Origin of the sequence: Mesorhizobium opportunistum WSM2075 (assembly GCF_000176035.2) — a bacterium.
GTDB lineage: Bacteria > Pseudomonadota > Alphaproteobacteria > Rhizobiales > Rhizobiaceae > Mesorhizobium > Mesorhizobium opportunistum.
Genome location: NC_015675.1, coordinates 1,450,570 through 1,464,422 on the forward strand (window position 1 = coordinate 1,450,570; position 13,853 = coordinate 1,464,422).

The 13,853-nt window shown below is 64.5% G+C and carries 15 protein-coding genes; 5 read left to right on the forward strand and 10 right to left on the reverse strand.

The genetic code is table 11. The annotated features are described in order from the left end of the window. Window positions 1-66 precede the first annotated feature (66 nt). The 3 genes from MESOP_RS06950 to MESOP_RS06955 all read left to right on the forward strand — a co-directional run bounded on the left by MESOP_RS06950 (window position 67) and on the right by MESOP_RS06955 (window position 2,625). Complete coding sequence (locus tag MESOP_RS06950) at window positions 67-1,077, forward strand: NAD(P)H-quinone oxidoreductase (protein ID WP_013892618.1); 1,011 nt, start codon at window positions 67-69, stop codon at window positions 1,075-1,077. Between the two features lie 268 nt (window positions 1,078-1,345). Then, complete coding sequence (locus MESOP_RS33415; protein WP_013892619.1) at window positions 1,346-1,486, forward strand: DUF1127 domain-containing protein; 141 nt, start codon at window positions 1,346-1,348, stop codon at window positions 1,484-1,486. 443 nt (window positions 1,487-1,929) lie between these two features. Continuing rightward, on the forward strand, window positions 1,930-2,625 hold the full coding sequence (locus tag MESOP_RS06955; protein ID WP_013892620.1) for a DUF1013 domain-containing protein: 696 nt from the start codon (window positions 1,930-1,932) through the stop codon (window positions 2,623-2,625). 48 nt (window positions 2,626-2,673) lie between these two features. Here the strand turns inward: MESOP_RS06955 and MESOP_RS06960 are convergent, their stop codons facing one another. The 4 genes from MESOP_RS06960 to MESOP_RS33420 form a co-directional block, all read right to left on the reverse strand. Next, window positions 2,674-3,393, reverse strand: coding sequence for a helix-turn-helix transcriptional regulator (locus tag MESOP_RS06960; RefSeq protein ID WP_013892621.1), 720 nt, complete (start codon window positions 3,391-3,393; stop codon window positions 2,674-2,676). A 168-nt stretch (window positions 3,394-3,561) separates the two neighbouring features. Next, a complete protein-coding gene (locus MESOP_RS06965) occupies window positions 3,562-3,969 on the reverse strand; it encodes a hypothetical protein (protein WP_013892622.1) in 408 nt (135 codons plus the stop codon). 66 nt (window positions 3,970-4,035) lie between these two features. Continuing rightward, a complete protein-coding gene (locus tag MESOP_RS06970; protein WP_013892623.1) occupies window positions 4,036-4,626 on the reverse strand; it encodes a DJ-1/PfpI family protein in 591 nt (196 codons plus the stop codon). 105 nt (window positions 4,627-4,731) lie between these two features. Next, a complete protein-coding gene (locus MESOP_RS33420; RefSeq protein ID WP_013892624.1) occupies window positions 4,732-4,899 on the reverse strand; it encodes a hypothetical protein in 168 nt (55 codons plus the stop codon). Between the two features lie 298 nt (window positions 4,900-5,197). On the opposite strand from MESOP_RS33420, the gene MESOP_RS06975 reads away from it, so the two are divergent. After that, window positions 5,198-6,145 carry a ring-cleaving dioxygenase gene (locus tag MESOP_RS06975; protein WP_013892625.1) on the forward strand — a complete coding sequence of 316 codons (948 nt, stop codon included), beginning with the start codon at window positions 5,198-5,200 and terminating at the stop codon, window positions 6,143-6,145. 116 nt (window positions 6,146-6,261) lie between these two features. After that, window positions 6,262-6,423 (forward strand): hypothetical protein, encoded by a 162-nt coding sequence (locus MESOP_RS06980; protein WP_013892626.1) that lies wholly within the window; start codon window positions 6,262-6,264, stop codon window positions 6,421-6,423. Between the two features lie 32 nt (window positions 6,424-6,455). Here MESOP_RS06980 and MESOP_RS06985 read toward each other — a convergent pair whose 3' ends face one another. The 6 genes from MESOP_RS06985 to gap form a co-directional block, all read right to left on the reverse strand. Further along, a complete protein-coding gene (locus MESOP_RS06985) occupies window positions 6,456-7,169 on the reverse strand; it encodes an SGNH/GDSL hydrolase family protein (protein ID WP_013892627.1) in 714 nt (237 codons plus the stop codon). 59 nt (window positions 7,170-7,228) lie between these two features. Continuing rightward, window positions 7,229-7,969, reverse strand: a complete 741-nt coding sequence (locus MESOP_RS06990; protein ID WP_013892628.1) for a DUF899 domain-containing protein — start codon at window positions 7,967-7,969, stop codon at window positions 7,229-7,231. Between the two features lie 161 nt (window positions 7,970-8,130). Beyond that, window positions 8,131-9,156 carry a class I fructose-bisphosphate aldolase gene (locus tag MESOP_RS06995; RefSeq protein ID WP_013892629.1) on the reverse strand — a complete coding sequence of 342 codons (1,026 nt, stop codon included), beginning with the start codon at window positions 9,154-9,156 and terminating at the stop codon, window positions 8,131-8,133. Between the two features lie 148 nt (window positions 9,157-9,304). Continuing rightward, window positions 9,305-10,501 carry a phosphoglycerate kinase gene (locus tag MESOP_RS07000; protein WP_013892630.1) on the reverse strand — a complete coding sequence of 399 codons (1,197 nt, stop codon included), beginning with the start codon at window positions 10,499-10,501 and terminating at the stop codon, window positions 9,305-9,307. A gap of 158 nt (window positions 10,502-10,659) precedes the next feature. Beyond that, window positions 10,660-12,540, reverse strand: coding sequence for a potassium/proton antiporter (locus MESOP_RS07005; protein WP_013892631.1), 1,881 nt, complete (start codon window positions 12,538-12,540; stop codon window positions 10,660-10,662). A 297-nt stretch (window positions 12,541-12,837) separates the two neighbouring features. Further along, window positions 12,838-13,848 carry a type I glyceraldehyde-3-phosphate dehydrogenase gene (gene gap / locus MESOP_RS07010; protein ID WP_013892632.1) on the reverse strand — a complete coding sequence of 337 codons (1,011 nt, stop codon included), beginning with the start codon at window positions 13,846-13,848 and terminating at the stop codon, window positions 12,838-12,840. Window positions 13,849-13,853: the final 5 nt, after the last annotated feature.

Consider the following 13,853-nt stretch of genomic DNA (forward strand, 5'->3'; position numbering starts at 1 on the left):
TACATAGGGCGGGGGTGTCGATGCAAACAGCCGGTAAGAATGCGGCGAGGAAAGACGGGAAACTTCATGGCGAGCGGACAGAAAATTCCGGCAAGGATGACGGCGATCGCGATTTCGGAGCCGGGCGGCCCACGGGTGCTGAAGCCGGAAATGCGCGACGTGCCGCAGCCCGGTCCCGGCGAGATCCTGATCAAGGTGCATGCCGCCGGCGTCAACCGGCCCGACGTGCAGCAGCGCAAGGGCGCCTATCCGCCGCCGCCCGGCGCATCGGACCTGCCGGGCCTGGAGGCGTCGGGTGAAGTCGCCGCCCTTGGCGACGAGATATCGCGCTGGCGCATCGGCGACCGGGTCTGCGCGCTGACGCCGGGCGGCGGCTACGCGGAATATGTCAAGGTCCATGCCGGCAGTGTGCTGCCGCTGCCGGCCGGCTTCACCCACACCGAAGCGGCGGCGGTGCCGGAGAATTACTTCACCGTCTGGCACAATGTGTTCGAACGCGGCGGCCTGAAGAAGGGCGAGACACTGCTGGTGCATGGCGGCTCGTCCGGCATCGGCACCACGGCGATCCAGCTTGCCTCAGCCTTCGGCGCCTATGTCGTCACCACCGCCGGCAGCAAGGAGAAGTGCGACGCCTGCCTGAAGCTCGGTGCCGACCGGGCGATCAACTATCGCGAGGAGGATTTCGTCACGGCGGTCAAGGAGGCGACGGATGGCAAGGGCGCCAATGTCATCCTCGACATGGTCGGCGGCGATTATGTTCAGCGAAACTACGAGGCCGCGGCCGTCGAAGGCCGCATCGTCCAGATCGCCGTGCAGGCTGGCGCCGTCGCCAGCGCCGATTTTTCGAAAATCATGGTCAAGCGGCTGACCCATACGGGCTCGACGCTGAGGCCGCGTACCGTCGAATTCAAGGCGGCGATCGCGGCGGCGCTCGAAGCGCAGGTGTGGCCCCTGCTTGGCACACGCAAGGTAGCGCCCGTCATGGACATGATCTTCCCGCTCAGCGAAGCCTGGCGCGCGCACGAACGGATGGAAGAGGGCGAGCATATCGGCAAGATCGTGCTCGACGTTGGCTAGGTCTTTGTTTTTATGCATGTCGTTCTCCCAAAACCGGGGTCGTTTTTGGGGGACATGCACTAGGGCGTATCGACATTCGGTGATGCCGGCCTGACGGTATCTCTGCGTCCTGAGTCAGCGCGGCACGCGCTTGCCTACAAGATGAACAGAACCTTAATGGTGCAATGCAGCATTTGCATCATTGCTATGCAAAATCAGCCATTCAAGTCGCCCTTGATGATGACTATTTGAGCATCATCGAAACGAACACCCCATTTGGAGGACTACCATGAACCCGATCCGCGCTTTCCGTAACTGGCGTATGTACAATGAGACCGTGCGTGAACTGAACCGCCTCAACGCGCGTCAGCTCAGCGACCTCGGCATCAACCGTGGCGACATCGAACGGATCGCCCGTCAGGCGATCTGACTTCAAAGCGTGACCCGGCCACAGGGCCGGGCCTACGCCTGGAAGTAGAGCCGTCGAGACGTTACCCGTCTCCGGTTCCGAACCCGCTGGACACCGTCCGGCGGGTTTTGTCTTTTGGGGCCGAGAAAGCGGCCGGCCAGCCGTTTTGCGATATCGGCGGCGGCAGGCTTGACCTCAGTTTTCGGCATGACACTTTGGCAGGCGGTTGCCGCGTGACGGCGTGGTGGCGCCAAGACCGAAACGCGCCAGCAGCGCCAGCCGGTGGCGCTGCTCAAGGGCGCCGAGCCGTTCCGTTAGCCTCCAGTTCGCGGTTTCCGGCGAGTGTATCCAAAAACGTTGCGAAACAGGCAGGGAACGGTTATACAGGCCGCGAATTTCCCATTTTGGTGGCTCTAAACCACCGCCCGCGCGGGAACGCGGGCGAACGAGAAGGATTTTTAAAAATGGCCAATACGCTGCTGATGCCCAAGGCGACCGCCGTCTGGCTGGTCGACAACACCGCGCTCTCCTTCGAGCAGATCGCGCAGTTCTGTGGGCTGCATCCGCTCGAGGTCAAGGCAATCGCCGATGGCGAATCGGCGCAAGGCATCAAGGGCATGGACCCGATCATGACCGGCCAGCTGACCCGCGACGAGATCGCGCGCGCCGAGAAGGATGCCAACCATCGGCTGAAGCTTTCGGACCCCAAGGTTCGCGTGCCCGAATCCAAGCGCAAAGGGCCGCGCTATACGCCGCTGTCGAAGCGCCAGGATCGGCCGAATGCCATCCTATGGCTGGTGCGCAACCACCCCGAACTCAAGGACGCGCAGATTTCGCGCCTCGTCGGCACCACCAAGTCGACGATCGAGCAGATCCGCGAACGCAAGCACTGGAACTCCGCCAACCTGCAGCCGATGGACCCGGTGACGCTGGGCCTGGCCTCGCAGATCGACCTCGACATGGAAGTCAACCGCGCTTCGCGTGGCCGCGAACAGGCGCAGCCGGTCGGCGACACGCTGCTGCCGGCAGCCCTGACCGAGCGGCTGGTGCCGGCTCCGGAGAAGCCGAAGGACGAGGACGCCGAACTCGATGCCAACGCCGTGTTCGCCAAGCTCTCGGCACTGAAGTCGAAGGATGAGGATTCCGGCGACGAGGAATGAGCGCCCGCAACATGACGACAAAAAGCCCGCTTCGAGCGGGCTTTTTTGTCAGTTTCGCGCGGCGCGGTCCGGCGCCATGCCGTAGTCCTCGCTGCGTTCCACCGCGCGGTAGAAGTCGGCGAGCTGCTTGCCGCGCTCCGGCTTGAAGATGCGGCCGGCGATGACCACCGAGGCGATGCGGTCGATGCGGAACGCGCGGAAATCGTCGCGCATCTCGCACCAGGCGACCAGCGTCCACACCTTGCCCCAGAACCACAGGCCGAGCGGCCGGATATCGCGCGCGGTGCCGCGCCCTGCCTCGTCCGAATAGTCGATGGTCAGCACCTGGCGCTTTTCCACCGCGCGCTCAATCAGGTCGATCGCCTCGCGGGCGGCGTCGCTGACCACCCACATCGGCGTGTGGATCTCGGTGCGGGCAATGCGGTCCTTCTCGGCATCGGGAAGCACGGCGCCGATCTTGACCAGCGCCTCGTCGGCGGCACGTGCCATGGCGGCGCCGCCGAAGGCGCGCACCATGCGCGCGCCGGCAACCAGCGCCACGATCTCGTCACGCGTGAACATCAGCGGCGGAAGGTCGAAACCCTCCCTCATCATGTAGCCAACGCCAGCCTCGCCGTCGATCGGCACCCCGGTCGACTGCAGGTCGGCTATGTCGCGATAAATCGTTCGCTCGGAAACCTCGAGCCACGTGCCGAGCTTCTGGGCGGTGACCAGACGGCCACCACGCAGATGCTGCACGATCTGAAAGAGCCTGTCGGCGCGGCGCATCGTTTGCTTCCCCAGTGTTTTTCCTAGAGCGGTTCACCGTTTCATGGAAACGGCGACCTGCTCCAACTCTTTGTCTTGATGCAATTCCGGACGGAAAACCGTTCCACACCGGAATTGCTCCATGCATGCAGTGGCTCCTGGACCGGATCCACTTCCAAATGACATGCATTAAGGTTTCAGCCCTTCGCGCTTGCGCTGCGCGGCAACGAACTCCGCGCCAAAGGACAGTTTTTTCGTTGTCGGCGTCTTCGCATCGAGCACGCGCCAGAATGGGGCGATGTCGCTCAGCGTCATGCCGCGTTCGAGGTCCTCCCTGGCGGCTTCGGCAACGGTGCGCAGATGATAGCCTATGGTGACCGGGCATGTCACTTCGGCGCCATGTTCGACGGCAAGCGCGGTGCGCAACGCGCGCACGTCCATCTCGACGCCTTGGGGAATGGAACGGATGAAATCGTCGACCTGCCGCGCCGTCGGCACCAGCATCGGCTGGCCTTCGACGACGTCTCCCATCGTGCGCGGCGTTGGTTTCACACCATTGATGCCCGGCGTGTTCAGCCTGTCGTTCCAGCTTTTCATCGATCGTCCTTTCGGCCGGCCATACGCATTATCCCACCATTGCACGCAGCTCCTGACAGCATACTGTCAGGAGGCTTCAGCATACTCCCTGGCGAACAGCCTCCGCATCTGCGCGAGATCGCCGCCTTTTTCGGGGTAGAGCGTCTGCAAAAAGGCAAGGGCGAAGGTGCCGGGCGCCGAACCCGGCGCGGACACGATCCTGCCGTCGGCCACGGCATGCGGGACGTCCTGGTAGTTGATGTCGCCGGCATAACCGGCTTCGTGGCGGTTGATCCAGTCACGGCCATTGCTGGTATGCCTGGCCTTCTCGAACAGGCCGGCCCGGGCCAGCGCAAGCGTCCCAGCGCAGATGCCGCCAACGACACCGTCGCGGGACGCGACGGCCGTAAGCAGTCCTGCGACGTCCGGCGGTGCCTTGCCCGCCCATTGATCGGAACCGATCACGGCGACGGCATCGAGGTCGGCATTCTCATCGACGCCCGCCGAGCGGTCAGGCGTAAGCCGAAAACCGCTAATTCCGGTCACCGGCTTGCCTTCAGGCGTCAGCGAGACGGCGCGGGCGCCGAACCATTCCACCGCCGAGGCCGCCAGCAAGCCATATTCCCAGTCGGCGAAGCCTTCGATGAACAGAAAGCCGATTGTCTTCCGATCGGGCATAAGCTCGCTCCATCCCTTTAGCGCCGGACTTTGTTTTCATGCATGTCGCGATATATCTGGGCGTTGACGCGCCCATGTCCAACGTGCTGTCTCGAAAATCTTGTCTCAATTGCCGCGATGGCGACGATCGGCATACATGTCCGGCCAGCCGATATCCTTGCGGATGTCCGCCGGCAGCGAATTCATGAAGCGCTGGGTGCGGATTTCGTTGCGCATGGTCCGCACCTTGCCGACATAGTGCTGCACGCCGCGAAGAATGGTAAACCCGTTCATGGCTATTCTCCTCTCTCTGACTGGAGGCAGTATCGCATACCCCTCCTGACAGCAGTCTGTCAGGAGGATGGCAGGGCGCACGACAATAGCGCGCACGGGCGCGGCTCGTCGGAGAGCGGTCCTTGGACCACGGCCTCCGACCAGCTTACGGACAGCGGATTGTTCACTGAGTGGGAGCAAATCAATCTGCCGTTGTTCAATCAGCGGCGACGGACTGTCGGAGTGCAAGGCCTTCAGCGTCATGGCTGCCGTTCCGATATGGAAGGAGAAAATTCCCCCCAAAACAGGGAGACACCCCATGAGCCTGCAACTGACAGGGATCCACCATCTCACCGCCATCACGGCCAACGCGCCCGGCAATCTTCACTTCTACACGAAGGTGCTGGGGTTGCGGCTGGTCAAGAAGACGGTGAACCAGGACGACACCTCGGCCTACCACCTTTTTTACGCCGACGGCGAGGCTACGCCGGGCACCGACCTCACCTTCTTCGACTGGCCGGTCGGGAGCGAGCGGCGCGGGACGCACAGCATCGTGCGGACCAGCCTCAGGGTCGGCAGCCGGGAAAGCCTTGCCTGGTGGAAACAGCGCCTGACCGACGAGACGATCGCGACAGGAGAAATCGCCGAGATTGGCGGCTATGCCAGCCTGGATTTCGAAGACCCCGAGGGCCAGCGCCTGCGGCTGGTCAGCGATGGCGGCAAGGGCGATAGCCATCCCTGGGCGCAAAGTCCGGTGCCGGCCGAGCACCAGATCCGCGGGCTCGGGCCGATCGTCATCAGTGTCCCCGACATCACCAACACCGAGGCGGTGGTGACGGGGGTCATGAACATGCGCAAGGCGCGGGAGCATGCGTCGCCGGAGGGCCAGGTTCACGTCTTTGAAATGGGCGAGGGCGGACCGGCGGCGGAGCTGCATGTCCTGGTGCAGCCAGGTGTCGCGCCGGCAAGGCAAGGCGCCGGTGCGGTCCATCACGTCGCGTTCAGGGCGCCGGACCAGGAGACGCTGCATCAGTGGACGGCGCGCCTGGCCGAATTCCGCCTGCCGTCGAGCGGCGAGGTCGAGCGCTATTACTTCCGCTCGCTCTATTTTCGCGAGCCGAACGGCATCCTGTTCGAGATCGCCACCGACGGGCCGGGCTTCACCGCCGACGAGCCGCTGGAGACGCTGGGCGAAGGCCTGGCCCTGCCGCCATTCCTCGAAGCAAGGCGCGCTTCGATTGAGGCTGGGCTGAAGCCGCTGAAATAAGCCGCTGCGTGCTCAAGGCGGGCGCCGCGTCCCGGTTCGGAATCGCGGCGCCTATTCTTTCCGAGAGCCCGGACGATCCGCTTTGACAGCCAGCCACGTTGCTGGTCAAAGGCGGCATGACGAAATTCCTCGCCCTTGTCATTATCGGCTTCATGGTCGTCCAGCTGATCAAGCCGCTCGGCTGGCCCGGGCTCAAGCGACGGGCTGATTTCTGGAAGCTGGCGCTGCTCGCCATGGCCGCGATCTCGCTGGCCGCCGTGCTCGGGCATTTGACATAAGGCGGCCAAGACGGAGCCTACCCGGTTGGCGTTCAGCCGGCGATCACTGGGCCGACAAGATGCTCGGCCCAAGCCCGGTAGCCGGCCTCCGAGGCGTGGAAGCCATCAGAGGCAAAGCCGGCCTCGGGATCGGTGATCGGCAGGCGAGGCGCGGGCACCGCGCCGCGCTCGAGGCACAGGCGCTCGCCCATGCGGTTCATCGCTGTAGCGCGGACTTCCAGGATCTTGCCGAGCAGCGACGGCATCGCCGGTGCCCGCGTGAACTCCAGCACCGGCGACCACACCACGCGCGCCTCCGGCCATTTGGCGCGCAGGCCGTAAAGCAGGCCGCCGAACTCCTTCTTGAAGCGCGGCACCGAGTGGAAGTTCTTGGTGTCGTTGGTGCCGATGGCCAGCACGATGTGCGTCCACGGATCGGCCGACAGATTGGGCAGGACATGATCGCGGATCTGGCCTGATGTCGCTGAATTGAAGCCGGCGGCGCGCCAGCGGACCGTGCGGCCGGTGCGCTGCGAAATCATGACGGCGAGTTGCGCGGCAAGCCCGTCCTCGGAATTGCCGATGCCGACCGAGGCGGCGGAGGAGTCGCCCAGCACCAGCAGCGAGATCGCAGGTGCTTCGCCTGATATTTCATGCATGACCGGTCCCTGCGCCGGCAGCATGCGGGTGGTGCGACGGCGCACGCCCAAGCCCTGCCAGACATAGACGGGGTAGGCGAGCCAGGTGAGAAGAGCCGGGAAGCGCATGGCGATACCGTGAAATGATCAGGCAGGCTTAGCGCATGTTCGGGTCGAGGTGAACGCCTTCAGCCGCAGCAGTTGGACTTGCCGGCCTGGTTGTCCTGATATTCGTCATGCAGCCGCACCCAGTCCATCAGCCCGTGATAGGGGCCGTTCTCGTTGCGGCCCTTCGGCGTCATGTCGAGATAGTCATAGGTGCCGATCTGCGCCTCGCCGCCGCGGGCCCGCGACATGAAAGTGAGGAAGATGTCGCCGGTCTCGTCCTTGTAGAAAACACTGGTGCCGGGAAGTTCCTTCGAGGTGCGGGGACGGGTCTCGAAATTGTAGGTGGTTTCGCCGGCGGCGATCTGCCTGTCGGTGAAGGAGACCTGCATGTCGAAGTTGAAATCCGACGCATAGGACGACACCCAGTCGAACTTCCAGCCCATGCGCTGCTTGTAAGGCAGAAGCTCGGCCAGCGGCGCGCGCGAGATCACGACCAGAGACACGTCGTGGTGCTTGAGGTGCTGATTGGCGCCGTCGATATGATCGGCAAGGAAGGAGCAGCCCTCGCAATGATGGGAGCAGCCCGGCCCGAACATGAAGTGGTAGACGATCAGCTGGCTGTTGGCGCCAAACAGGTCGGCCAGTTTCTTCGGCCCTTGCCCGGTCTCGAAGACATAGTCCTTCCTGATCTTCAGCCACGGCAGCTCGCGCCGCTCGGCCGCGACGCGCTCGCGGAGCCGCGTCAGTTCCTTCTCGCGAGCCAGATGCGCCTTGTGCGCCTGGAACCAGTCTTCGCGTGAAACGACCTTGTTGCGATGCATGTATCTCTCCCTGTCTGCATCCCAAGGACGTTCGGGACGAGCGAAAACCGACATCGCCGCAGAGGAGATAAGGACGGAGACGCGCCGTCCCAAGCCCGGCATGCCACAAACGAAACCCGGGCGCGGCGGCCCGGGTTTGAAGGAAGACGAAAAAGATGTGGTCAGGCGGCCTGTTCGAGGCTCGCTTTCCATTTACCCAGCGCCGCAAGGTGGTTCATGTGGGCGCGGTGGGTGAAGGCGGCCTGGCCGGCGGCGACGTTCGATGCCTTGCCGCTCCAGGCCTTCTGCGGGGCGGCCTGCAGCGCGCGGCCGTAGGAGAAGGTCAGCTTCCACGGATGCGGGCCGATGGCGTTGATCGCGCTGAGGTTTGCGGTCGCCTCCTCGTCCTCCTGGCCGCCGGAAAGGAAGGCGATGCCCGGCACCGCCGCCGGCACCGTCTGGCGGAACAGTTTTATGGTCTTCTCGGCGACTTCCTCAGGGCTATCCACCGTGCCCGACTTCTTGCCCGACAGGACCATGTTGGGCTTCAGGATGGTGCCTTCGAGCACGACGCGGGCTGCATGGAGCTCGTCATAGAGCTTGATCAGCGTCGCCTTCGATATCTCGTAGCAGGTGTCGATATCGTGGGCGCCGTCCATCAGCACTTCCGGCTCGACGATCGGCACGATGCCGGCTTCCTGGCAAAGCGCCGCATAGCGGGCGAGCGCATGGGTGTTCGCAGCGATCGAATTGGCCGAGGGTACGCCCTTGCCGGTATCGATGTCGATCACCGCGCGCCATTTGGCAAAGCGCGCGCCGAGCTGGTAATAGTCGGCAAGGCGCTCGCGCAGGCCATCGAGGCCCTCGGTGACGGTGTCGCCGGGAAAGCCGGCCAGCGGCTTGGCGCCGGCATCGACCTTGATGCCGGGAATGGCGCCTGAAGCCTTGATGATGTCGACCAGCGGCGTGCCGTCGGCGGCCTTCTGGCGGATGGTCTCGTCGTAGAGGATGACGCCGGAAATATACTTGGTCATCGCGTCCTTGGCGCGGAACATCATCTCGCGGTAGTCGCGACGGCTATCGGCGGTCGATTCGACGCCGATGACGTCGAAGCGCTTCTTGATCGTGCCCGAGCTTTCATCAGCGGCCAGCAGGCCCTTGCCGCCCGCCACCATCGCGGCGGCAATGTCTTCGAGACGTTCGCTCATCGTGCTTCCTCCTGAAGGGGTTTCTTCCGCGCTTAACGGAAGTCTACCGCCAAAGGAATGGCATCGGAAAGCTCGAATCGATTGAAAGTCCCGGGCGCCTCTCCGGCTCTCGCCGAGTTGATCGGATTGCCCGTTTTTCCTGGAATGCCTACCGTTTCAGCACGTCGACGCCGGGCAGCGGCTTGCCTTCCATCCATTCCAGGAACGCGCCGCCGGCGGTCGAGACATAGGTGAAGTCGTCGGCGACACCGGCGTGGTTGAGCGCTGCCACCGTATCGCCGCCACCGGCAACGGAGACCAGCTTGCCGGCCTTGGTGCGCGCCGCGGCATGCTTGGCCGCGGCCACCGTGGCGTGATCGAAGGGAGCGATTTCGAAGGCGCCGAGCGGGCCGTTCCAGACCAGTGTCGCGGCGCGGTCGATCCATTCGCCGACGGCCGTCACGGTCTTTGCACCGACATCGAGGATCATGCCGTCGGCCGGCACCTCCGAGATGGCGACGGTTTCGCAGGCAGCGCCCGCCTTGAATTCCTTGGCGACGACGCCGTCGACCGGCAGGATGATGGCGCAGCCGGCCTCGGCCGCCTCGATCATGATCTGCTTGGCGGTCGCGGCCAAATCATGCTCGCACAGCGACTTGCCGACATTGGTGCCGCGCGCGGCGAGGAAGGTGTTGGCCATGCCGCCACCGATTACCAGCGCGTCGACCTTCTTCACCAGGTTCATCAACAGGTCGATCTTGGTCGAGACCTTGGCGCCGCCGACGATGGCGACGACAGGACGGACCGGATTGCCCAGGCCTTTCTCCAGCGCCTCGAGCTCGGCCTGCATGGTGCGGCCGGCGAAGGCCGGCAACAGGTGCGCCAACCCTTCCGTCGATGAATGGGCGCGATGCGCCGCCGAAAAGGCGTCGTTGACGAAGATGTCGCCATTGGCGGCGAGCCGTTCGGTGAAGGCCGGATCGTTCTTCTCCTCGGCCTTGTAGAAGCGGGTGTTTTCGAGCAGCAGCACGTCGCCCTTGTTCATTGCAGCGACCGCGCTTCCCGCCGTGTCGCCGACGCAGTCCGAGGCAAAGCCGACGGGACGGCCGAGCACCTGCGCCGTCGCTTTCGCGATCGGCTCCAGCGAGAATTCGGGAGAGGGGCCATCCTTGGGGCGGCCGAAATGGGCGAGCAGGATGACCTTGGCGCCCTTGCCGGACAGCTCGGCGATGGTCGGCGCGATGCGCTCGATGCGGGTGGCGTCGGTGACCTTGCCGTCGGCGACGGGAACGTTGAGGTCGACGCGCACCAGCACGCGCTTGCCGCTGATGTTGCCGATGTCGTCCAGTGTCCTGAAGGCAGCCATGCCGATCCCTTTCCTCGAAAGATCGCCGGGACCATACCCCGCATCGGCTACGATGCAAGGCTTGGGCTGGGTTCGGGACGAAATTTTGAGGCGGGCGGGCACACAGTCCGTGAAGACAGCGCCGACGTAGATGAGGGAGACGCAAACGAGCGCCGCAGTCAGCTTCCCGTCGCTGCCTTTTCGACCGGCGGCTCAGGGGCGTCGTCTGTCTTTGCCGCCACCTGCGTTACTACCGGTCTGCGCCAATCGCGGATGAAGGCAGCGAGGCGGTCGACGATCTCGCCGGCACTGAGGAAGACCGGCACTCGCGCCACCGGCGCGGTGGGCTCGAAGGAGAGGCCCAGCCCGGTGATCCTGCCCTTGTCATCGACATCCCTGACGATCAGCTCGATCGGACCGATCAGCACACGGTCGGCATATTCGGCATGGCCGCCGAGCCGCGCGGTGACCAGCGCGCCGACGGTCTGCTTCTGCTCGGCTTCGGTCAGGCCCGGCGCGTAGGCGGCTTCCAGTTCGGCGGCCGAGCGCGCCGGGTCGACGGCGAAGGCGCCGAAGAAATCGGCGTCCTCCGGATCGACGACGGCGCGGCTGGCAAACAGCTTGTCGAGGAGGCGCGGATAGCGGTCCGGCACGAAGATGTAGACTTGGTCGCCGGCGGCGAGCCGGCCCATGTCCTGGAAGCGCATCGAGCGGCCGTCGCGCAGCACGAGCGAGGGCCGCGCCCAGCGCGGAATGCGCTCGCCGCGCGCCACCGGGCTGCCGGGTGCGACGCGATAGGCGAGCAGCTCGTGGTGGGCGGAGCCCGGCAATTCCAGCTCGACCTTGTCCAGCGGGCCGAGGCGCGCCGGCACGATGAGGCCAAGGCGACGTGCCAGCGGGCCAACCGTCCAGCCCTGGATGACCAGCGACACAAGCACGATGATGAAGGCGGCATTGAAGATGGTGCGGCCGTTCTCCAGCCCGCCAAGCAGCGGGGTGATGGCCAGCAGGATTGAAACCGCGCCGCGCAGGCCGACCCAGGAGACAAAGGCGACCTCAGGGCGAGGCAAGCGGAACGGGATCAGGCAGAGCCAGACCGCGATCGGCCTGGCGATGAACATCAGGAACAGGCCAAGCGCTATCGCCGGCAGCATGATCGCGGGGAATTGCGAGGGCGTCGCGAACAGGCCGAGGATCAGGAACATGATGATCTGTGCCAGCCACGACATACCATCCTGGAAGCGCTTGAGGATGGTGACGGCGCGGATGTCGGAATTGCCGGCGATGAGCCCGGCAAGATAGACCGCCAGGAAGCCCGAGCCGCCGATGGCGCCGGCGGCGGCGAAAACCATCAGCGATAGCGTCAGCACGAAGATCGGCAGCAGGCCATGGTCGAGATTAAGCCGGTCGACGAGGCGCACGATGCCGAGGCCGCCGAGCACGCCGACAACGGCGCCGAGGCCCATGTTGACGAGGAAGCCCAGCATCAGGTTGGTGACCAGGACGTTGGTTTCGGGATTGGCGTGGGCGGCGATGATCTCGACCAGCGTGATGGTGAGGAAGATGGCGATCGGATCGTTGGTGCCGGATTCCACCTCGAGCGTGGAGCGCACGCGCTCGCGCAAATTGATCTCGCCGGCGCGCAGCAGGAAGAACACCGCAGCCGCATCGGTGGACGCGACGGCAGCCCCGAGCAGGAAGGATTCCAGCCAGCTGAGGTCGAGCAGATAGTAGGCAGCGGCCCCGAACAGGCCAGTGGTGAGCAGCACGCCGAAGGTCGCCAGCGACAGCGCCGGCCCCGCCGCCTGCCGCAAGGCATTGAGCGGCGTGCCGAAACCGGAATCGAACAGGATGACGGCAAGCGCCAGTGAGCCGGCAAAATAGGCGACGCGGGCATTGTCGAATTCGATGCCGAGGCCGTCCGTTCCGGTCGCGAGCCCGATGCATAAAAACAGAAGCAGGAGGGGGGCGCCGAAGCGGAAGGCGATCAGGCTCGAAAACGCGGCGGCGACGACAAGCGCTGTGCCGACCAGCGTGACGAGATAGATCGCATGCTCCATCCGTGATTTGCCCCTCGAATTCCTGACGCATGACCCCGAAATCGGGATCGATTTCGGAAAGGATCATGCGCCAAGTCAAAGTGTTACAGCGTCCTTTGCGCGTCCGAGGACGCGCGGCGCTGTAGTGCTTTCCCGATTCAACGGAGAGTGGGGCGAAGGCATGGCCAGTGCAAGGCGGGAGGGTGGTTTTTTGGCCGAAGCCGCTGATTTTCGGGCGGCTGACCGTTGCGGCTCCGGCAAATGAAAAACGCCCGGGCGAAGCCGGGCGTTTCAGGACTTGCGAAGACGGGCCTGCGATCAGGCGATGGTCTTGCCGAAGGCGACCGCGGTGTCGCCCATGCGGTTGGAAAAACCCCATTCATTGTCGTACCAGGACAGCACCGAAACGAAGTTGCCGTCCATCACCTTGGTCTGGTCGAGTGCCATGATCGAGGAACGCGGATCGTGGTTGAAGTCGATCGAGACATTCGGGTGATGGGTCACGCCGAGAATGCCCTTGAGCTTGCCGTTGGAGGCGGCAATCACCGCTTCGTTGATTTCCTGCACCGTGGTGGCGCGCTTGGCGATGAACTTGAAGTCGACGACCGAGACGTTCGGGGTCGGCACGCGGATCGAGATGCCGTCGAGCTTGCCCTTGAGGTCGGGCAGCACGAGGCCGATCGCCTTGGCGGCACCGGTCGATGTCGGGATCTGCGACAGCGCGGCGGCGCGGGCGCGGTAGAGGTCCTTGTGCATGGTGTCCAGCGTCGGCTGGTCGCCGGTGTAGGAATGGATCGTCGTCATCATGCCCTTTTCGATGCCGACCGTCTCGTGCAGCACGGCGGCCAGCGGCGCCAGGCAGTTGGTGGTGCAGGACGCGTTCGAGATGACGATGTGGTCCTTGGTCAGCTTGTCGTGGTTGATGCCGTAGACGACGGTGAGGTCAGCGCCGTCGGCGGGTGCGGACACCAGCACGCGCTTGGCGCCGGCGGTGAGGTGCGCGGCGGCCTTGTCACGGGCGGTGAAGATGCCGGTACATTCGAGGGCGATGTCGACACCGAGTTCCTTCCAGGGCAGCTGCGTCGGATCCTTGATCGCGGTGACCTTGAATTTTTCCTTGCCGACGGTGATCTGGTCGCCATCGACGCTCACCTCGTGCGGGAAGCGGCCGTGCACGCTGTCGTAGCGCAGCAGGTGCGCGTTGGTTTCGACCGGGCCGAGATCGTTGACGGCGACGACGTCGATGTCCTTGCGGCCGGACTCATGGATGGCGCGCAGGATGTTGCGGCCGATGCGGCCGAATCCGTTGATGGCAACTCTGACGGTCATGTTTC